19 protein-coding genes are annotated in these 19,381 nt (G+C 60.8%); 10 read left to right on the top strand and 9 right to left on the bottom strand.

What is annotated here, in order from left to right; genetic code table 11:
* Window positions 1-112: 112 nt before the first annotated feature.
* Entirely contained in the window at window positions 113-367 is a 255-nt protein-coding gene (locus CFII68_RS23185; protein WP_003181187.1) for a hypothetical protein, read from the top strand.
* A 3-nt stretch (window positions 368-370) separates the two neighbouring features.
* On the opposite strand, the gene CFII68_RS23190 is transcribed toward CFII68_RS23185, so the two are convergent.
* Window positions 371-1,279 (bottom strand): LysR substrate-binding domain-containing protein, encoded by a 909-nt coding sequence (locus CFII68_RS23190; protein ID WP_033062398.1) that lies wholly within the window; start codon window positions 1,277-1,279, stop codon window positions 371-373.
* Between the two features lie 86 nt (window positions 1,280-1,365).
* On the opposite strand from CFII68_RS23190, the gene CFII68_RS23195 reads away from it, so the two are divergent.
* Entirely contained in the window at window positions 1,366-2,289 is a 924-nt protein-coding gene (locus CFII68_RS23195) for a carbon-nitrogen hydrolase family protein (RefSeq protein WP_018601593.1), read from the top strand.
* Here CFII68_RS23195 and CFII68_RS23200 read toward each other — a convergent pair whose 3' ends face one another.
* Window positions 2,290-2,760: an LEA type 2 family protein gene (locus CFII68_RS23200; RefSeq protein WP_018601591.1), complete on the bottom strand. Its 471-nt coding sequence runs from the start codon at window positions 2,758-2,760 to the stop codon at window positions 2,290-2,292.
* Window positions 2,761-3,048: 288 nt separating this feature from the next.
* Between CFII68_RS23200 and CFII68_RS23205 the strand changes: the two genes are divergently transcribed.
* From CFII68_RS23205 to CFII68_RS23220, 4 genes are all read left to right on the top strand, one after another.
* On the top strand, window positions 3,049-3,765 hold the full coding sequence (locus tag CFII68_RS23205) for a YafY family protein (protein ID WP_018601589.1): 717 nt from the start codon (window positions 3,049-3,051) through the stop codon (window positions 3,763-3,765).
* A gap of 51 nt (window positions 3,766-3,816) precedes the next feature.
* Window positions 3,817-4,158, top strand: coding sequence for a nuclear transport factor 2 family protein (locus CFII68_RS23210; protein ID WP_014338135.1), 342 nt, complete (start codon window positions 3,817-3,819; stop codon window positions 4,156-4,158).
* A gap of 239 nt (window positions 4,159-4,397) precedes the next feature.
* Window positions 4,398-5,519, top strand: a complete 1,122-nt coding sequence (gene zapE / locus CFII68_RS23215) for a cell division protein ZapE (RefSeq protein ID WP_018601587.1) — start codon at window positions 4,398-4,400, stop codon at window positions 5,517-5,519.
* A gap of 57 nt (window positions 5,520-5,576) precedes the next feature.
* Window positions 5,577-6,071, top strand: a complete 495-nt coding sequence (locus CFII68_RS23220; RefSeq protein WP_018601586.1) for a GNAT family N-acetyltransferase — start codon at window positions 5,577-5,579, stop codon at window positions 6,069-6,071.
* Window positions 6,072-6,095: 24 nt separating this feature from the next.
* On the opposite strand, the gene CFII68_RS23225 is transcribed toward CFII68_RS23220, so the two are convergent.
* Both CFII68_RS23225 and CFII68_RS27630 read right to left on the bottom strand, forming a co-directional pair.
* Window positions 6,096-7,835: a phosphoethanolamine transferase CptA gene (locus CFII68_RS23225; protein ID WP_018601584.1), complete on the bottom strand. Its 1,740-nt coding sequence runs from the start codon at window positions 7,833-7,835 to the stop codon at window positions 6,096-6,098.
* Between the two features lie 356 nt (window positions 7,836-8,191).
* Entirely contained in the window at window positions 8,192-8,365 is a 174-nt protein-coding gene (locus tag CFII68_RS27630) for a DUF6026 family protein (RefSeq protein WP_018601582.1), read from the bottom strand.
* A 250-nt stretch (window positions 8,366-8,615) separates the two neighbouring features.
* On the opposite strand from CFII68_RS27630, the gene gnd reads away from it, so the two are divergent.
* From gnd to CFII68_RS23240, 3 genes are read left to right on the top strand one after another with little or no spacing between them, the layout of a single operon-like run.
* On the top strand, window positions 8,616-9,620 hold the full coding sequence (gene gnd / locus CFII68_RS23230; RefSeq protein ID WP_225919183.1) for a phosphogluconate dehydrogenase (NAD(+)-dependent, decarboxylating): 1,005 nt from the start codon (window positions 8,616-8,618) through the stop codon (window positions 9,618-9,620).
* Window positions 9,617-11,137, top strand: coding sequence for a glucose-6-phosphate dehydrogenase (gene zwf, locus CFII68_RS23235; RefSeq protein WP_018601578.1), 1,521 nt, complete (start codon window positions 9,617-9,619; stop codon window positions 11,135-11,137). Before gnd ends, zwf begins: the two co-directional genes overlap by 4 nt.
* Entirely contained in the window at window positions 11,134-11,955 is an 822-nt protein-coding gene (locus tag CFII68_RS23240) for a Cof-type HAD-IIB family hydrolase (RefSeq protein ID WP_018601576.1), read from the top strand. The genes zwf and CFII68_RS23240 overlap by 4 nt, the downstream gene beginning before the upstream one ends.
* Window positions 11,956-12,114: 159 nt before the next feature.
* Here CFII68_RS23240 and nhaB read toward each other — a convergent pair whose 3' ends face one another.
* From nhaB to CFII68_RS23255, 3 genes are all read right to left on the bottom strand, one after another.
* On the bottom strand, window positions 12,115-13,617 hold the full coding sequence (nhaB, locus tag CFII68_RS23245; RefSeq protein WP_018601572.1) for a sodium/proton antiporter NhaB: 1,503 nt from the start codon (window positions 13,615-13,617) through the stop codon (window positions 12,115-12,117).
* Between the two features lie 95 nt (window positions 13,618-13,712).
* Window positions 13,713-15,002 (bottom strand): delta-60 repeat domain-containing protein, encoded by a 1,290-nt coding sequence (locus tag CFII68_RS23250; protein ID WP_018601570.1) that lies wholly within the window; start codon window positions 15,000-15,002, stop codon window positions 13,713-13,715.
* 183 nt (window positions 15,003-15,185) lie between these two features.
* Window positions 15,186-15,452 (bottom strand): hypothetical protein, encoded by a 267-nt coding sequence (locus CFII68_RS23255; RefSeq protein ID WP_014338145.1) that lies wholly within the window; start codon window positions 15,450-15,452, stop codon window positions 15,186-15,188.
* Window positions 15,453-15,793: 341 nt separating this feature from the next.
* On the opposite strand from CFII68_RS23255, the gene CFII68_RS23260 reads away from it, so the two are divergent.
* Window positions 15,794-17,119: a sigma-54 dependent transcriptional regulator gene (locus tag CFII68_RS23260; RefSeq protein WP_018601568.1), complete on the top strand. Its 1,326-nt coding sequence runs from the start codon at window positions 15,794-15,796 to the stop codon at window positions 17,117-17,119.
* Between the two features lie 161 nt (window positions 17,120-17,280).
* Here CFII68_RS23260 and CFII68_RS23265 read toward each other — a convergent pair whose 3' ends face one another.
* The gene (locus CFII68_RS23265) at window positions 17,281-18,564 is read right to left on the bottom strand and encodes a transporter (RefSeq protein WP_018601566.1); all 1,284 of its coding nucleotides are present in this window, start codon (window positions 18,562-18,564) and stop codon (window positions 17,281-17,283) included.
* A gap of 46 nt (window positions 18,565-18,610) precedes the next feature.
* Entirely contained in the window at window positions 18,611-19,357 is a 747-nt protein-coding gene (locus CFII68_RS23270) for a hypothetical protein (RefSeq protein WP_018601565.1), read from the bottom strand.
* Window positions 19,358-19,381: the final 24 nt, after the last annotated feature.

Raw genomic sequence — 19,381 nt, 5'->3', positions numbered from 1 at the left:
TGTGCAAAAGTTGCAACGTTTGGCCTTGTCGGCGCAGCCCATCACAAATCGTGGTTAAGACGTTTCCCTGCAAGGTGTAAGATGGCGCCTATTTACGCAACAGGTAATTCCCATGAGCTTCAATCTGGCTGACAAGCCCCTGGCCGAGCGCGCCGCGCTGGAAGACGAGAAATCCCGACTTTTTGAACTGTGGCAAAACAACCTGGGCAAAGCCAAGGGCGATGCTGCCCGCTTGTTCGGCGAGCGCTCCAAACGCAAGGGCAAGTGGGCCGAGTGGGTGCGTGCCGAACTGGACGGCATGTCGCCGCCGGAGTACGCCAACATGGTGCGCAGTGAAGTCAATCGACTGATGGCCGCCAACAAGTAAACCTCAGGCAAACGTCGCGGTAATGGCCTCGCGCACCTTGAGCATTGCCGGATCCATTTGCGTGTGGGTACGCCAGCCCAGTTCGATGGGGTAGCGGGGCAAGGCCAGGGGGCAGGGCAGCAAGGCCAGGCCGCTGAGGTCGGCGATGGCCCGGGCGGCATGGGCCGGGATGGTCGCCACGGCCTGACTGCCCTTGAGCAGGAACGGCAGTGCGGCAAAGTGGGTGGTCGAGGCGCAGACTCGTCGAGTCAGGCCAAGCCCGGCCAGCCCTTCATCGGTGATGCCGATGAAGCCCCCCGAAGACACCAGCAGATGCTCGCGGGCCACGAACGCCTCCAGGCTGAGGGATTGTTGGCCCTGCATCAGGCTCGCCGGGTCCAGGAGGCAGGCGTAATCGCCTTCGCCCAACACCTGGCGGCTGAGCAACCGCTGGGCGAAACCGCCCGCCGTGATCGCCAGATCAAGGTCGCGCTCCATCAGGGCCCGGCCGACGATCTGGCTGTGGGTCTGGCGGAAAATCAAGCGCAGGCCAGGTGCGCGTCGGGCCACTTCGTCTATCAGGCGACGCCCATGGGCAATCTCGAAATCGTCCGACAGGCCAACGATGACCGAACGGCCTTCGTAATGGCTGGCACCCGGGTCGACCATCGCCAGGCTCTGGCGACATTTATCCAGTGCTTCACTGATCACCGGCTTCAGTTGATTGGCCCGCAACGTTGGCGCCAGGCCCCGGCCCGTGCGCACGAATAATTGATCGTCATACACCGCGCGAAGCCTGCGCAGCGCCGCGCTGATGGCTGACTGGGTCACACCTAGGCGCACGGCGGCGCGGCTGGCGCTGGATTCGTCATGCAGGGCTTCGAAGGTCTTGAGCAGATTGAGGTCGATGTCGGCGATATTCATAAGGCTCATATCATTTAGCAGCATTCTGGGCTTTATTCATGATCGGCCGCGGCTTGAGAATCAGCAACACCTGATGATCAAGGAGTTGAAAAACCATGCCCAAATCCATTGTGGCTGCCCTGCAGATCGGCTCGTTGCCCGGCGGCAAGGGCGAGACCCTGGCACAGATCCTTTCCTACGAAGAGGCCATTCGCGAGGCTGGCGCGCGCCTGGTGGTGATGCCTGAAGCGCTGTTGGGTGGCTATCCCAAGGGCGAGGGGTTCGGGACGCAACTGGGTTACCGGTTGCCGGAGGGGCGCGAGGCGTTTGCCCGCTATTTTGCCAATGCCATTGACGTGCCCGGCGTTGAAACCGACGCGCTGGCCGGGCTGTCGGCGCGTACGGGGGCGAGCCTGGTGCTGGGCGTCATCGAGCGTGTCGGCAGCACCCTGTACTGCACCGCGCTGTATTTCGAACCCGATGCGGGCCTGGTGGCCCGGCACCGCAAGTTGATGCCCACTGGCACCGAGCGGCTGATCTGGGGCAAGGGCGATGGGTCGACCTTGCCCGTGATCGACAGCCAGGTCGGCCGGGTCGGCGCGGCGGTGTGCTGGGAAAACATGATGCCGCTGCTGCGCACCGCGATGTACGCCAAAGGAGTGGAAGTCTGGTGTGCGCCAACGGTGGATGAGCGGGAGATGTGGCAGGTGACCATGCGCCATATCGCCCACGAAGGTCGTTGTTTTGTGGTCAGTGCCTGCCAGGTCCAGGCCTCGCCGCAGGCCCTGGGCATCAAGGTCGCACACTGGCCGGCCGAGCGGCCGTTGATTGCTGGCGGCAGTGTGATTGTCGGCCCGATGGGCGACGTGCTGGCCGGGCCGCTGAAAGACACCGCCGGATTACTGACCGCTGAAATCGACACCGATGAGCTGGTGCGGGCGCGCTACGACTATGACGTGGTCGGGCATTACGCCAGGCCGGACGTGTTCGAGTTGGTGGTGGACGAGCGCGCCAAGCCCGGCGTGCGCTTCACCGCCTGATCACCAGTTGGCGGCGGAGCCCGGCAGGTCCAGGGTTCCGCGGTCGACGAAGCGTAGGGTGCCGAACACGCCGCCGGCGAGCTTGCCCTTGAGCACGTAGGGCAAGTTATCCAGGCTTTGGGTCTGGCTCAGACCCAGGGTCTGGCGCAACACGGAAAACGCCGAAATGCTCACCGGCACGCTCAGGATCGCTTCGGAAAAGCGCGGGATCGAACCACTCTGGTCACTGACCCCCGTCGCCAGCGTACGGCCGTTGACCTCCAGGTCCAGCGCCACGCCGTTGTAGTCGATGGCGGTTTCGTTGGGGTTCTGCACGCGCAGTTTCACGGCGAAACGCACCTCCAGGCCCTGGTTGGGCAATGGCTCGATGCCGACCACGTTGATGTTCAGCGGGTCACGGTGCGGGAAGAGGGCGCAGGCGCTCAGGTTGAGCAGCATCAGGAAAACGGAAAGGCCGAGGATTCTGTGCATGGATAGACTCTCGAGGAAGGGAAAAACTCGGAAACGATTGAGTACGATAACCCACAGCGGCCCCATGACAACGGCAAACCACCCTGTGGGAGCAAGGCTTGCCCGCGATGAAGGCGATGCGGTCTTTCAGGGGCCGAGGTGTCTGTTTCGCGAGCAAGCTTTGCTCCCACAGCCTTGCGGGGCAGATTCCACCTTGCTCTGGATCCGAACAAGGTTCATGGCTCCTGACAGTTTCTGACACCAGCCTCTGCTAATCTGCGTCATCTTTTTCTTTGCGGACTGTCCATCGTGTCGCGTACCACTCGTCTGCTCACTTTGCTGCAAGTCCTGCGGGGCAAGCGTTGCCCGGTCACCGCTGCGACGTTGGCGGGCGAACTGAACGTCTCCGAGCGCACCTTGTACCGCGACATCGCCGAACTCACAGCCCTCGGTGCACCGATCCAGGGCGAGGCGGGCATAGGTTATGTCTTGCGCAGCGGCCTGTTCCTGCCGCCACTGATGTTCACCGCCGATGAAATCGAGGCCATTGTGCTGGGCTTGCGCTACGTCGATCAGCGCGCCGACGAGGTGCTGGGCAAGGCGGCGGCCGACGCGCTGGCGAAGGTCGCAGCGGTGCTGGCGCCCGATGTGCGAGACGCGTTGCGCAACCCCACGGTGTTGCCTGGCCCGCCGGGTTATGGTTATCCGCAGAACACCGTGGAACTGAATGTCTACCGCCAGGCCATTCGCGCCCAGGCCAAGCTGCACATCGACTACGCCGACGTGAACAAGACCCCGAGCCAGCGCTTGATCTGGCCGCTGGCCCTGGGCTTTTTCAATGAGGCGCGGGTGGTGGTGGCCTGGTGCGAATTGCGCAGCGCCTATCGAACTTTTCGCACCGACCGGATTGCCTCTGCCACCGAGCAGGGCGAGCGTTATCCGGGCCGACGCAGCGACTTGCTGCGCGACTGGTTTGCGCTGATGAAACTGGACGAAACCGGGCGTTTCACTCCTGACAAAAACTGACACAGCGCTGGTCTAGCATGGTGCCAGATCGATAAAACAAGGAGCCGTATCATGTCCAATCCCGTCTCTTCCCTGGCCCCGGCCATCGCTGGCTACATTGCGGCCGCCAATGCCCGTGACAGTTCGGCGGCGATGCGTTTCTTCGCCGAGGATGCCAACGTGTTCGATGAAGGCCAGCACCGTGTTGGCGCCCAGGCCATCGCCCAATGGATGGAAGACACTGCCCGACGCTTCCAGCCACGTGTGGAAGTCCTCAATGTGCAGCAACGCACTGGCAAGGTGCTGGTGCAAAACCTGATCTCCGGGACATTCCCCGGCAGCCCGCTGGAGTTGCGTTATACCTTCCGGCTCGATGAGCAGGGCAAGATCAGTCGGTTGGATATCTCGATTTAGCATTCTGCACCCAGGTCTTGTGGAAGCATGCCCTGTGGGAGCAAGGTTTGTGGGATCAAGGCCTGTGGGAGCAAGGCCTTGTGGGATCAAGGCCTTGTGGGATCAAGGCCTGTGGGAGCAAGGCTTGCCCGCGATGAACGATAACGCGGTTTGGCTGTTGGACCGCGGCGCAACTATCGCGGGCAAGCCTTGCTCCCACAGGGCATACTCCCCACCTTCGTTTTCCGGACCCGGGCCGTATGACCTTCGATTCCCCCCTGAGCGCCTGGCAGCATGCCATCGAACACCACGGCTTCGTCCAGGACGAGGCCCAGGAATTGGCCATCATGGCGTTGGAGCAATGCCACACGGCGTTGCACGAAGGGCGCAAGTCGATCCGGGGCGTTTACCTCTGGGGACCGGTGGGGCGTGGCAAGACCTGGCTGATGGACCGTTTTTACGAAAGCCTCAAGGTGCCGGCCCGTCGTCAACACTTCCATCATTTCATGGCGTGGGTGCATCAGCGTTCGTTCCAGCTCACCGGCACGCCGGATCCTTTGCAAGCCTTGGCCCGGGAGCTGAGCGCTGAAGTAAGGGTGCTGTGTTTCGACGAACTGTTCGTCAACGACATTGGCGACGCGATCATCCTCGGGCGCCTGTTCCAAGTGATGTTCGAACTGGGCATGGTGATGGTCAGCACCTCGAACCTGCCGCCGGAAGAACTCTATGCCAACGGCCACAACCGTGAGCGTTTCCTGCCGACTATCACCGCGATCAATCGATATATGCAGGTTGTGCCGGTGAACGGCTGGCAAGACCATCGCCAGCACCCAGGCCAGTTACAGCAGCGTTATTGGCTGCGCGATCCCGGGCAACCTGATCCGCTGGTCAATGTTTTCATCCAGTTGACCGCCGGGCAAACGTCGAACAGCGCGCCGATCGAGGTCGGTCATCGCCTGCTTGAACCGGTCCAGGCCAGCGACAGCGTGCTCTGGAGCCGTTACCCCGACCTGTGCGAACAGCCATTCTCGGCGTTGGATTTCATGGCGCTGTGCGACCGCTTCAGTGTCATCCTGCTCAGTGACGTGCCGTGCCTGAGCGCCGAACAGCGCGAAGGGCGCATTGCCCGTGGCACCGAGGACGGCGTCGAACGGGTCGCGGCGGGTGATCGCGAACTGCCGCAGCTGTCGATCCACGACGATGGCGTACGGCGCTTCATCGCCCTGGTCGACGAATGTTATGACCGCAAGGTGCCGCTGTGCCTTTCGGCCCAGGTGCCGATGGATGAGTTGTACACCGAGGGCTATCTGCAATTCCCGTTTCGCCGTACGCTCAGTCGCCTCCAGGAAATGCAAATGCAACGTTTTGGTCAGCAGGTCTGACCTGTATCCCGCCGACGGCGTCGAGTCGCCGGTACTACCGAAGTGAGATGGAAGGTCATGGAAGAAGCCAAGGACATTCTTGTTCTGCAAGCCAGCTACAGCAACCCGGTCCACGCCGAAGCAATCTGTCATGTGCTCAATGGCTATGCGCAGGACCCGATGGGAGGGGGGCATTCATTGCCGGCCGAGGTGCTGTTGCACCTGCCCGGGGAACTGGCCAAGCGCCCCCATGCTTTCAGCGTGCTGGCCTTCGTCAACGGCGAACCGGCGGGGTTGGTCAATTGCTTCGAAGGTTTTTCAACCTTTGCCTGCCGGCCCCTGGTGAACATCCATGACGTGGCGGTCATGCCGGCCTTTCGCGGTCTCGGGTTGAGCCAGAAGATGTTGCAGAAGGTCGAGGACATCGCCCGCCAGCGCGGTTGCTGCAAGATCACCCTGGAGGTGCTCGAGGGCAATGCCGCGGCCCAGGGCAGCTACGCCAAGTTCGGCTTTGCCGCCGGCATGTTCGACCCGGCCCACGGGCCTATGCAGTTCTGGATCAAGCCCCTGTAAAAGCGTGCATCTGGACGACTTCGGTTATTTCTGCACGACTTTAGTCAATGTCGACTTGGGCTGCATCAGGCTGAAGTCGATCAGGGCCTTGCGCGGGGCTTGATACGGGTTGCCGATGAGCAGCGGCCGGGCCTTGAAGTCATCGCTGACCAGGCTCTTGCTGTGGTCCAGCTCATCAAAGCTCAAGCCAGCCATGTCCGCCCAGGTGTGAATCAGGTGCGAGCTGCTGTAGGGCCGTGACAGGTCGCCGGCAAAGTTCCAGTCATGGCTTTCGCGCCATTTGGGTGACGCCCAGGCCATGAAGGGAATGGTGTACATCGGTGCGGTCGGCTTGCCTTCGTTGCGGCCCAGCGTGCCGTGGCCCTGCGAGTCGAACACGTCTTCACCATGGTCCGACAGGTACAACAGGAAACCGTTGGGGTCGGTCTTGGCGTAGTCCTTGATCAGGCTGGACACGACGAAATCGTTGTAAAGCACCGCGTTATCGTAGCTGTTGTAGGTCGGGACCTGATCATCACGCAGGTCCGCCGGTACGTTCTTGCGGTCGGTGAACTTGTTGAAGGTCGGCGGGTACCGATACTTGTAGCTCATGTGGGTCCCGAGCAGGTGCACCACGATCAGCTTGCGCGGGGCGCTGTCGGCCAGGGCCTTGTTGAACGGCTCGATCACGTCGCCATCATACTGCGCGGCATTCTGGTTGCGGTTGTTGTTCAGGTACACCTGTTCGTCGGCCTGTTGGGAAAAGGTCGTGAGCATGGTGTTGCGCTTGGTCATGGTCTGTTGGTTGGTGATCCAGAACGTCTTGTAGCCGGCCTGTTTCATCATGCTCACCAGCGACGGTGTGCTCAGGTACAGGTCCGGGTTCTGTTCGTCGGCGAACGTCAGCACCTGCTGCAGCGCTTCGATGGTGTAGGGGCGCGGGGTGATGACGTTGTCGAACACCGACAACTGGTCCTTGAGCTTGTCCAGCTCCGGTGTGGTTTCCCGCGGGTAACCGTAGAGGCTCATGCGCTGGCGGTTGGTGGACTCACCGATCACCAGCACCAGGGTGGCCGGTTGGTCGGCCATGGCATCCTTGAGGTTGCGCAGTGGCGCAATCTTGCTGGTGCTGTGGAGCATGCCTTGCATGTTCTCCAACTGTTCACCGTAGTGACGATAGGCCACCAGCATCTGCCACGGTACCGCCGGCTCGATGCGATCTTCGAACTCCTCCAGGCCGTAGGCGAAGCTGCCGGTGCGCAGGGTCTGCTTGATCAACGGGTAGCCGACCACGGCAAGCACGATGACGGCTGCCGCCACGATGGCCTGACCTCGGGGCAGGTACACCGGGCGCAGGCGGGTCCAGAGCCAATAGCCGACGGCGGTATGGGCCAGGAACGCCGCCACCATCCACCAAGCGAAATATTGTGTCAGATACTCGCCGGCTTCAGGCGCGTTCGATTCGAACATGATGAAGATGACGCTTTGGGAAAACTCTTGCTGATAAATGAAGAAGTAGCCCAGGCTAGCCATGGAGCAGGCCCACAGCACCACGCCGATTAATGCGGCAAGCAAGCGTGTACGGGCGGGGAAGAGCAGCAGGGGTGCCAGCCATATCGCGCTCATCACGAATGCTTGGCGAAAGCCGGTGAAACCGGAGGTGTCGCTCAGCAAAATGAGCAGTTGGGTGATGCCCGAGAAATACCAGAAGAACAGAAACAGCCAGCCGAATCCGGCCCAGTCGAAACCTTTCGCTGTCGTTTTGCTGCGTTTGAACAAGCTCATCAAGCGCTCCAGCCCTTATCGACGAAGCTGTCGGCACCTGATTGGTGACCGCAGGCATACGCCAAGCAACCCTAAAGGCGCGGAGTATTGCGAGCCGGTTGTGAAAAAATAATGAGTTTTTCGGTTACAAAACGCAGGGAAGGTGATGAGCCGGTAGCACGACAGGCAAAGAAGCGCCCCACGCTGTGGCGAGGGAGCTTGCACCCGCTGGCCTTTGCCTGCAGGTGCTGTGTAGGAACTGTGTAGGAGCTGTCGAGTGCAACGAGGCTGCGATCTTGCCCCAGACAGTTAAGTCTCAAGCGAAAGATCAAGATCAAAAGATCGCAGGCTTCGCCAGCTCCTACCCTCTGGGGCGGTTACCGAGCCAGGGACTGGCTTTGGTGGGGCAGCTGTGCGTGTTGCAACTGCATGCGCAGCTGCATCACTTCATCAAGCAGTAGATCGCGTTCTTCCTTGAGTAGGCGCAATTCATCGCGACGAATGGTCACATAAAGGGTTTGGGGAGGACGTGCGGTAACGACAGGGCCCATTGCTCACCTCGCAAATGGCGTACATCAACTATAGAGATGTCGCCAGTATTTGGTCGACACCTCTACTATCGGCGCCGATTCTGATTTCTTTTGCTTGTGATTGGAACTTTTTTATTTTTCATGGTCGCTGTGGCTTCGGCCGGATCTTGAGCTTTATCCCTTGTGATCGCTCGAATTACCCGGAAACTATGCAGCAATGCTCTGGACTAACCTCCACGTGTCTTACGAGCTAAATCTTTGACTTACCTTTATTTGTAGTAGGGAGCATCAGCACATGCAACTCGGGATCATTGGACTGGGCCGCATGGGCGGCAATATTGCGCGGCGCCTGATGCTCAATGGGCACACCACCGTCGTCTATGACCGCAATGCCGCTTTTGTCGAAAACCTGCACCAGGAAGGCGCGATGGGCGTCGCGGACCTCTCGGCACTGGTCGCCGGCCTGGAAAAACCACGGGCGGTCTGGGTCATGCTGCCGGCCGGCGCACCCACCGAAGACACCATCAACGCCCTCAGCGAACTGCTTGAGCCGGGTGATGTGATCATTGACGGCGGTAACACGTATTACAAGGACGACATCCGTCGCGCCCAGGCCTTGTCGGAAAAAGGCCTGAGCTACATCGACGTCGGCACCTCCGGTGGCGTTTGGGGCCTGGAGCGCGGCTACTGCATGATGATTGGCGGTGAGGCCGACGTGGTGAAGCGCCTGGACCCGCTGTTCGACAGCCTGGCGCCGGGCATGGGCGACATCCCGCGCACCCGTGATCGCAAATCCGACGATGACCGCGCCGAACGTGGCTACATCCACGCGGGCCCGGCCGGTTCGGGGCATTTCGTGAAGATGATCCACAACGGCATCGAATACGGAATGATGCAGGCCTTCGCCGAGGGTTTTGACATCCTCAAGACCAAATCCAGCGAAAGCCTGCCGGCTGAGCAGCGTTTCGACCTGAACGTCGCCGATATCGCCGAAGTCTGGCGTCGCGGCAGCGTGGTGTCGTCCTGGTTGCTGGACTTGACCGCCGACGCGTTGGCCAGCGACCCGAAACTGGACGGTTTTTCCGGCGAAGTCGCCGACAGCGGAGAAGGCCGCTGGACCATCGAGGCCGCCATTGAGCAAGCGGTGCCGGTTCCGGTTCTGTCCAGTTCGCTGTTCGCCCGTTTCCGCTCGCGCCAGCAAAGCACGTACGGTGACAAAATGCTTTCGGCCATGCGCTTCGGCTTTGGCGGCCACGTGGAGACGCCGAAAAAATGACCTCGATCGCCAGCAAATCCAAGGCAGAACCCGCGCCGCCGACCACGTTGTTTCTGTTCGGCGCCCATGGCGATCTGGTCAAGCGTCTGCTGATGCCGGCGCTTTACCACCTCAGTCGCGACGGTCTGCTGGGCGATGGGCTGCGCATCATCGGGGTTGACCACAACGCCATCAGCGATGTGGATTTTGCCAAGAAACTCGAGGATTTCATCCGTAACGAAGCGGCGAGCAAGGGCGGTGATGCCAACCGCGCGCTCGACCCAGTGCTGTGGGCCAAGCTGGCCCGGGGCATCAGCTACGTCCAGGGTGATTTCCTCGATGAGAGCACCTACCAGGCGCTGGCGGCGAAAATCGCGGCCAGCGGCACCGGCAATGCGATTTTCTACCTGGCGACCGCGCCGCGCTTTTTCAGTGAAGTGGTCAGCCGCCTCGGTGCGGCCGGGCTGCTTCAGGAGCAGGAGGGCGCCTTCCGGCGGGTGGTGATCGAAAAGCCGTTCGGCTCCGACCTGCATACCGCCGAAGCGCTGAACGCCTGCCTGCTCAAGGTCATGAGCGAGAAACAGATCTATCGCATCGACCATTACCTGGGCAAGGAAACGGTGCAGAACATTCTGGTCAGCCGTTTCTCCAACAGCCTGTTCGAGGCATTTTGGAACAACCACTACATCGACCACGTACAAATCACCGCCGCCGAAACCGTCGGCGTGGAAACCCGTGGCAGTTTTTATGAGCACACCGGCGCCCTGCGAGACATGGTGCCCAATCATCTTTTCCAACTGCTGGCGATGGTGGCCATGGAGCCGCCAGCGGCGTTTGGTGCTGACGCCGTGCGTGGGGAAAAGGCCAAGGTTGTCGGGGCGATCCGGCCCTGGTCGGTGGAGCAGGCCCGGGCCAACTCGGTCCGTGGCCAGTACACTGCCGGTGAAGTCGGCGGCAAGGCGGTAAACGGTTATCGCCAGGAGGCCAACGTAGCGCCCGACAGCAGCACCGAGACCTACGTCGCCCTCAAGGTCATGATCGACAACTGGCGCTGGGTCGGCGTGCCGTTTTACCTGCGCACCGGCAAGCGCATGAGCGTGCGGGACACGGAGATCGTCATCTGCTTCAAGCCAGCGCCTTACGCGCAGTTTCGCGACACCGAAGTCGACGAACTGCAACCTACGTACTTGAGAATCCAGATTCAGCCCAATGAAGGCATGTGGTTCGACCTGCTGGCCAAGCGGCCGGGGCCGGCACTCGACATGGCCAATATCGAATTGGGCTTTGCCTACAAGGACTTCTTCGAAATGCAGCCGTCTACAGGTTACGAAACCCTGATCTACGATTGCCTCACCGGTGACCAGACGCTGTTCCAGCGTGCCGACAACATTGAAAACGGCTGGCGCGCCGTGCAGCCGTTCCTCGATGCCTGGCAGCAGGACGCGGCACTCCAGTCCTACAAGGCCGGCGAAGATGGCCCGGCGGCCGCCGAGGACTTGCTGACCCGCGACAATCGCGTCTGGCATGGCCTCGGATGAGTGATCTGCTGAAACACCCCATCCGGTTTTTACTCAGCGACATGGACGGCACCTTGCTGCTGCCTGATCACAGTCTCAACCAGCGCACCATTGAAGCGGTTCGCTCATTGCGTGAGGCCGGTGTGTTGTTCAGCCTCGCCACCGGGCGACCGCCGCGGGCCATGTTGCAGCAGATCGAGGCCTTGGGCGTCGACCTGCCCACGGCGGCGTTCAATGGCGGCACGCTGGTTCATCCCGATGGCAGCTTTCTTGCCGTCCATTACCTGCCCCCCGAGGCCGCTCTGACCACGCTGGCCCTGTATGCCGATCAACCCGGCATCGAAGTCTGGGTATTTGCCGATGGCGACTGGCTGGTGCGCGACGCCAACGGTCCGATGGTACCGGTGGAGACGCGTGGCCTGGGCTACCCACCCGTAGAGGTCGAAAGCTTCGAGCCGTATCTGGAGCGGATCGACAAGATCGTCGCCACCAGCGCCAACACCGACCTGCTGGTGGAACTGGAGGCGCGGCTGCATCCGCTGCTCAAGGGCCAGGCCCAGGTGTCGCGTTCGCAACCGATCTACCTGGACGTGACGGCGATGAAGGCCAACAAAGGGGAAGCACTGTCGACCCTGGCAGCCTTCCTTGATGTGCCACTGGAACAGACGGCGGCCATGGGCGACGGTGGCAACGACCCGGCGATGTTCCACCGCGCGGGGTTGTCGATTGCCATGGGGCAGGCGGAGGAGGCGATCCGGCGTCAAGCGGATGTCGTGACCGCCGCCGTTATCGATGACGGTGCGGCGCTGGCGATCGAACGGTACATCTTGCCGCGATAGGATGCCCCGGCTTTTGTGGCAGGGGAATTTATTCCTACTGTGGGAGCAAAGCTTGCTCGCGAAACAGGCGCCTCGGTTCCTGATAGACCGCATCGCCTTCATCGCGGGCAAGCCTTGCTCCCACAGAGGGATCCCCTTGCCATCGATGTTCCAATATTTCTACAACCAGTAAGTCACCGCATACCAGCCCAAGCCACCCATTACCACGGTGTAGGGCAGCGCCATCCAGACCATCCGGCCATAGGACAGGCGAATCAGCGGGGCAATCGCCGAGGTCAGCAGAAACAGGAAGGCGGCCTGGCCGTTGGGTGTGGCGACGCTCGGCAGGTTGGTGCCGGTGTTGATGGCCACCGCCAGGGTCTCGAACTGTTCGCGGCTCATGTGGCCGTTGACGAAGGCCTGTTTGACCTCGGTAATGTAGATGGTCGCCACGAACACGTTGTCGCTGATGGCCGAGAGCAGGCCATTGGCAATGAACAGCATGCCCGGCTGCTGGTCGGCGGGCAGGGCCAGGACCCACTGGATCAGCGGTGTGAACAACTGCTGGTCGTGGATGACCGCCACTACCGCAAAGAACACCACCAACAGCGCCGTGAACGGCATGGCGTCCTTGAACGCATTGCCCAGCCGGTGCTCGTCGGTGATGCCGGTGAAGGCGGTAATCAACACGATGACCATCAGGCCGATCAGGCCGACTTCGGCAATGTGTAACGCCAGGCCCACGATCAGAATCAGCGCGGCGATACCCTGAACGATCAGCGCCGCTCGTTGCCGTGCGGTGCGTTCGCGATTGTCCTGCTCGGCGTAGTCGGCCAGCACGGCACGCACGTTGTCTGGCAACAACGTGCCGTAACCGAACCAACGCAGCTTTTCCAGCACCACGCAGGTCGCTAGCCCGGCTACCAGCACCGGCAGCGACACCGGCGCGACTTTCAGGAAGAAGTCGGCGAAATGCCAGCCCATTTCATGGCCGATCAGCAGGTTCTGTGGTTCACCGACCAAGGTGCAGACGCCGCCCAGCGCCGTGCCCACGGCGCCATGCATCAGCAGGCTGCGCAGAAAGGCCCGGAACTGGTCCAGGTCGGCATGATGCAGCGTCGGCAGGTCATGGTCTTCATCGATGCTGCTGTCCTGGCGCGGATCGTTGCCCGACGCCACGCGGTGGTACACCGAATAAAAGCCCACCGCGGCGCTGATGATCACTGCCGTGACGGTCAAGGCATCGAGAAAGGCCGACAGAAACGCCGAGAGAAAGCAGAACATCAAGGACAGCATCGCCTTGGAACGCACACCCAAAAGCAGGCGCGAGAACAGGAACAACAGCAGATCCTTCATGAAGTAGATCCCGGCCACCATGAACATCAGCAGCAGGATGACCGGGAAGTTATGCAGCAGCTCGTCGTACAGCGCCTTGGGGGTGGTCATGCCCAGCACCAGGGCCTCGACCAGCAGCAACCCACCAGGCATCAATGGGTAGCATTTAAGGGCCATGGCGAGGGTGAAGATGAACTCCAGCACCAGCATCCAGCCTGCGACGACCGGGCCCAGGGTCCACAGCACCACGGCATTGAGGATCAGGAAGGTGATGATGCACGCCTTGTACCAGCGCGGTGAGTGGCCAAGAAAGTTGTGCGCGAACGCTTGAGCCATTGGGCCGGACATCGGCTGCTCCTTTTAGTTAGAAGCGCGCAAGTTGCCGTAAGAAATGAGGAATATCAAGCGTAAGAATAAATACCGTTCACCTGCGACAATTCGACTCAGGCCCAATATCGCGCAACCACCGCTCGATAATGACCGTGGAGCGAATAGCCGCCCACCAGGATTCTGCCGTCAGTCTGCACAGCCAGGGCGGTGGCGGTGTCCAGGCTGTAGCCGAGTCGCGTGCGAACCCAGCCTTTGCCCTGGCCGAAATCCGGGTCGAGGCTGGCATCTGGCAGATGTCGGGCAAGCACGAAGTCGGCCTCGATACCGCCGATGGTGGCGCCAGCGGTCAGCAGTTTTCCGTCCGCTTGAAGCTGGGCGGCGGTCCACTGACTGGCGTTGCGCCCGATCGCCATGAGCTGGCACTGGCCCTGATTGCAATGACGGTCCGGCTTGCCGTCGGGGCGCACTTTCAGGGACAGGCTATGCATCGGATCACGGCTGCTGCCGAACGCCTGCAGATCACCGTTCGTGTCCTGGACGATCTGGCTGACCATCACGCTGTGACCCTGCGCCAGGATCGACAGAAAGCCGTTTTCACCGAAGCTGTCATCGAGCTTGCCGCTGCTGTCATAGCGGGCAATCAAGCCATGCTGGGGCAAGTCGATGGCGCCGCCGACGACAATTTGGCCGTCAGCCTGGAGCGCCAGGCAGCCGAGCCAGGTATTTTTCAACAAGCGTCGGACCATCACGAAACCGCGACCGTTGAATGAGGTATCCAATGCCCCGCACGGCAAGAGCCGGATCAGTACGCCGACATGGTCGGACAATTGATAGTGATGGTTGGCGAGCACAAGGATCCGGCCATCGGCCTGCACTTGCATGTCGCAAGCCTCAAGTCCCGGCACACCGGGCGGCAGCCAGGGATCGCGCAGGCCTTGGGAGAGATTGCCGCAAAGCCTGATGATGTGCCGGCCGGCGTTGCCGAAGCTTTGAACGGCGCGGCCTTGCTGATCGAACAGCGCCAGGGCGGGAAAGGTATGGTCGTTGTTTTCGTAGTGCAGGCCGGACAACAGGATATGCCCGTCGGGCAACGCGATCACCTTGCCTGCCGTCGCGTCGAAACCGTTTTCAAATGCGCCGATCACGCAGCCGCGAGTGCCGAAATCCGGGTCGGTTAAGCCGTCATGGTTGAGTCTTGCCAGCCCGAACCGGCTGCCGTGGGCGGTCTCGATCCTGGCCGCCACCAGGATTCTTCCTGCGTGGTCGAGGGTCAATCCAGTGGTCAGGCTCGAGGTGCTGTCTTCGAAATGAATCCAGGCTTTGCCGTTGGCGGCAAAGCCTGAGTCAAGCTGCCCGGCGTGGGCCATGGTCCGGGGGAGCACAAATGCGAACTGATCGAGCATGCCTGCCTCTCCTTGCGTGTCGAAAGGCCCGGAAGGGCGACGACTGCATGAGGGCAACATTCAATCCCTGAATGTGACAATGCACAACTGTCAGGTTCTGCAGATACAGCAGCGATTCGTGCCATAACAATGGCTTTACAATCCAGAGCCAAGCCTGCAATCGATAACAGGCTTTACCGGTGGTTATTCAGGCATCGACCACGATTGCAATGTGTAACCTTCCTGGCTCAGTTCGGCACGGGCCTGTTTCAACAGGTCGGCCAGTTGGACCGGGTCGGTATAGGCGCTGCTTGGAATCTGGGTGCGGCCAATATGGGTATTGGTGCGGTCGACGACGGTCAGGCTAAGTTCACCGTTACCGTCTTGTGGAGCCCAGGCCACGCAGTGGAAAGGACGGAATGCGCGGTCGGCAATCAAAAGAGCTTCGTTGATACGGAGCGGGGCGTTCATGGCGTTTTCTCTTAAGTGTGCCCAAACAAATGATGTGCCGTCGGTTGGGCGTACCGTGCGGCTGGTTACTTGTACTGATGTCCCGAACCCGCAGGCGGGTCACACATTATTTAAATAAATTTCGATTTTCTTTCAGACCAGGCTTTTTGACTTTTGTTTGAAAGCGCCATGAAAGAAAAACGCCTGTGACAACTAACGAAACGCTCTCTTATAACCAGTTTGACGTGGTCTCGATAATCAATTGATACAAGGGCGCGTCAACTTCTTGCTACTGTTACATGCAGGTTTGCCAAACGATTGTTTCTACTCATATTTCTTTATTTTGGCGCCAAGGATCAGTCATGATCGAAGCCAGTACGTCACGTCGTTTGCTCGTGGTTGATCCTTGCGACGATTGTCATCGCCTGTTGCCAGGTCTGCGCACCATTGGTTGGGAGGTGGACAGTTGCGCCCTCGAACACGCCGGCGATCGGACCTGTGACGTCGGCCTGTTGCGCTTGCAGCCTTTTCACCTGGAGCGCCCGGAAGCGGTCAAGGAGTTGATCAGCCGTAGCGGCACCGAATGGATCGCCGTACTCAACCAGGAAGTGTTGCGCCTGCAAAACGTCGGTGATTTTGTCTGCGAATGGTTTTTCGACTTCCATACCTTGCCCTTCGATGTGTCCAGGGTCCAGGTGACACTGGGCCGGGCATTTGGCATGGCGCGCTTGCGGGGGCAGGGCTCGATCCACATTGATCAGCCCGAACATGAACTGCTGGGCGACAGCAAGCCGATTCGCGAATTGCGCAAGCTGTTGAGCAAGCTGGCGCCTGCCGAGTCGCCGGTATTGATTCGGGGTGAGAGCGGCACCGGCAAGGAACTGGTGGCGCGCACCCTGCATTGTCAGTCTCACCGGCGCAACAAGCCGTTCATCGCCATTAATTGCGGTGCGATTCCGGAGCACCTGATCCAGTCCGAATTGTTCGGGCATGAGAAGGGCGCGTTCACCGGGGCTCACCAACGCAAGATCGGACGGATCGAGGCGGCTCACGGTGGCACGTTGTTTCTCGATGAAATTGGCGACCTGCCGTTGGAGCTGCAGGCCAACCTGCTGCGTTTTCTGCAGGAAAAACACATTGAGCGGGTCGGTGGCAGTCAGCCGATTGCGGTCGATGTGCGGGTCTTGGCCGCCACCCATGTGGACCTTGAGGCGGCCATTGAGCACAAGCGATTTCGCGAGGATCTGTATTACCGCTTGAACGTGTTGCAAGTGTCGATGGCGCCGTTGCGCGAACGCCATGGTGACCTGGCGATGCTGGCCAGCCACTTTTCCCATTTCTACAGCCAGGAAACCGGCCGCCGTCCCCGCAGCTTCAGCGAGGATGCGTTGGTGGCGATGGGCATGCATGACTGGCCCGGCAATGTGCGGGAGCTGGCCAACCGCGTCCGTCGCGGTTTGGTACTGGCCGAAGGCCGACAAATCGAGGCCCGTGACCTCGGCCTGGCCAGCCACCAGGGCGTCGTGGCACCGATGGGCACGCTGGAGGACTACAAGACCCGCGCCGAGCGCCAGGCCCTGAGTGATGTGCTCAACCGTCACAGTGACAACCTGAGCGTCGCCGCCCGGGTACTGGGCGTGTCCCGGCCGACGTTCTATCGTCTGCTGCACAAGCACCAGATCCGCTAGAACTGCCTATACACAACCCATTGTGGGAGCGGGCTTGCTCGCGAAGGCGTAGTGTCAGGTTGATCCATGTCACTGACACGCCGCTTTCGCGAGCAAGCCCGCTCCCACAGTAGTTTTGCAGTGTCCTTGGGGGATGTGTCCTTCACATATCCCTAAGGGCGTCAGAAGTAGTACGGGAATTTCAGGCTAAAGGTGAAATCCGGCGCATCGTCGGTCAGCCCGATGGACAGGTTGGGCACGATGGTCAGGTTGTCGGACGCGGCGACGGTCATGCCGATATTGAAGTAGCCGGCGTTGGCGTCGCTGGAGGTCACCGACTCCCAGTCGCCACCGTCCTGTTTGAGCTTGCTTTTCTTTTGGATCAGGTCAGAGACCGAGAATGACATGCTCATCTTCTCGTTCAAGGCAAAGGCAATGCCCGCGCCGATCTGGAAGCTGTCGCCGATCCGCACCTTGCCCGGGACCTCCTGGTTGACCGTGGAACTGATGTCATCGAACGATTCTTCGAAGTTATGGGTGTAGGAAAGGGTGCCGAACAGCACCGCCGGGTCGAAGGTCTTGACCAGCGAAAGCCCGGGCGTGATCGACCATACGCCGTTGCCGGTGGGCAAGTCGTCAGGCACGAACAGGTTGGTGTTGGCCTGGGATTGGCGCAGCTTGATACCGAACGGGTCCTTGCCGGTGGGGGCCTTGACTCGCAAGGTGACCACCGCGTCCGGGGAGTTGATCGACTCATCCATGAACTTGTAGGCGATACCGAAGTTGACGTCGCCGATGGTGGGGTTGCGGGTCACGGTCTCTTCGCTGGTGACACCGGCTGCGCCGTTGTTCGCGCCGCCTGACTGGTACGTGGATTCGCGGTAGATCACCGGGACGTTGAGGTCGAACTGCCAGCGGTTGTCGAAGTTATAGCGACCGGTGAGGTCCAGCGTCCAGGTGTCGGCCTTGATCCGGTCGAGGTTGATGTTGCCCAGGAAAATCGAATCCAGGGCCAGGAAACCGTTGAGGATCAGTTGCCGCGTGTCGTAGCGCGAATAGGTCACGCCAGTCTCGAAACTGAATTTACCGCCGCCAAAGAAACCACTGGCCTCGTCATAGAGGTTGGAGACGCTCTGGGCCGGTTGGGAATCATCGGCCAGGGATTGCCCGTAGCCGCTGCCGCCAGCCGTTGCCGCGCCACCGCCGGCCACGGTCTGGTTGCCTTTCATGTCAGCCGGGGATTTGGCCAGGCGCTTGGGCGGTGGCGCCGCGGGTTGATCTTCTACCTGGCGAACCCGCTGTTCGAGCACCGCCAGGGCCCTTTGCTGGACCTCGTATCGTTGCTTGAGCTCTAGAAGTTCCTGTTTCAGGGCCTCGATGTCCGCATCCGGGGCCGCGTGCAACACGGCCGCCGGGAACAACGTGCTTAAACACATCACAGCGCGCAACGATACGGATCGATACATGAAATATGCCGTCCCTATTTGCCCAATGATCGGAGATCAGCGTAGTTCAATAACCGAGGTTACGGAGGCCACGCAGTTGGGTCAGATTGCAGTCCAAGGCGCCGGCACTGGGGCCGTTATTGTTGAGCACCACATTGAGTTGCGTCATGTTGTTGACCAGGTTGCTGTTGCCCAGCAGGCGGGTGTTTTGCAGCAAACCGCCTTGGGCCACTTGTTGCAGGCTGCTGCCCTGGTTGTGGCTGGCCTGGATCGCCATTTGCACGCCGCTGCCGGTGGCGGTGACCGCGACGCTGCCGGCGGCGTTGCTGCCGCTGATGGTCTGGCCCTTGGTCAGCAGTTGGCCCTGGGAGGGCACAAGCGCTGGCGCTCGGTTGCTCTCCTTCACATTGATGTTGACGTTGTTGTAGGCCGTGTTGCCGTCGCCGGCGGCACGTACGCTCTGGGTCACGCCCTGGCTCGTGCCAAGGCCCGCACCACCGGTAATGTTGCCGCTGCCCTGTTCCGGGACGCTGCCGTTGCCGGTCTGCTTGACGGTGGAGACATAAAACTCGGGTTTGACGGTGGCAGCCTGGATCTGCATGGTGCTGGTGGCGCCGATCAAGTCGCCGCTGGCGTTGCGCCAGGTACTGCTCATGACGATGCCAAAGCTGATGACTCGGCCGGGCATGACATAACGACCGCGCAGCTCGGCAAGCTCCTGGTCCTTGACTTCGATGGGTTTGAAGCCGGCATGGGCATAGCCCGAGGCAGTCGCGAGCAGGCAGGCCAGCGACAGCCAGTGTGAGGTTTTCATGTGTTGCTCCCGGAGCTTCCTGCT

The organism is Pseudomonas sp. CFII68 (assembly GCF_000416195.1).
GTDB lineage: Bacteria > Pseudomonadota > Gammaproteobacteria > Pseudomonadales > Pseudomonadaceae > Aquipseudomonas > Aquipseudomonas kilonensis.
This window is presented reverse-complemented; position numbering and strand designations above follow the sequence as displayed.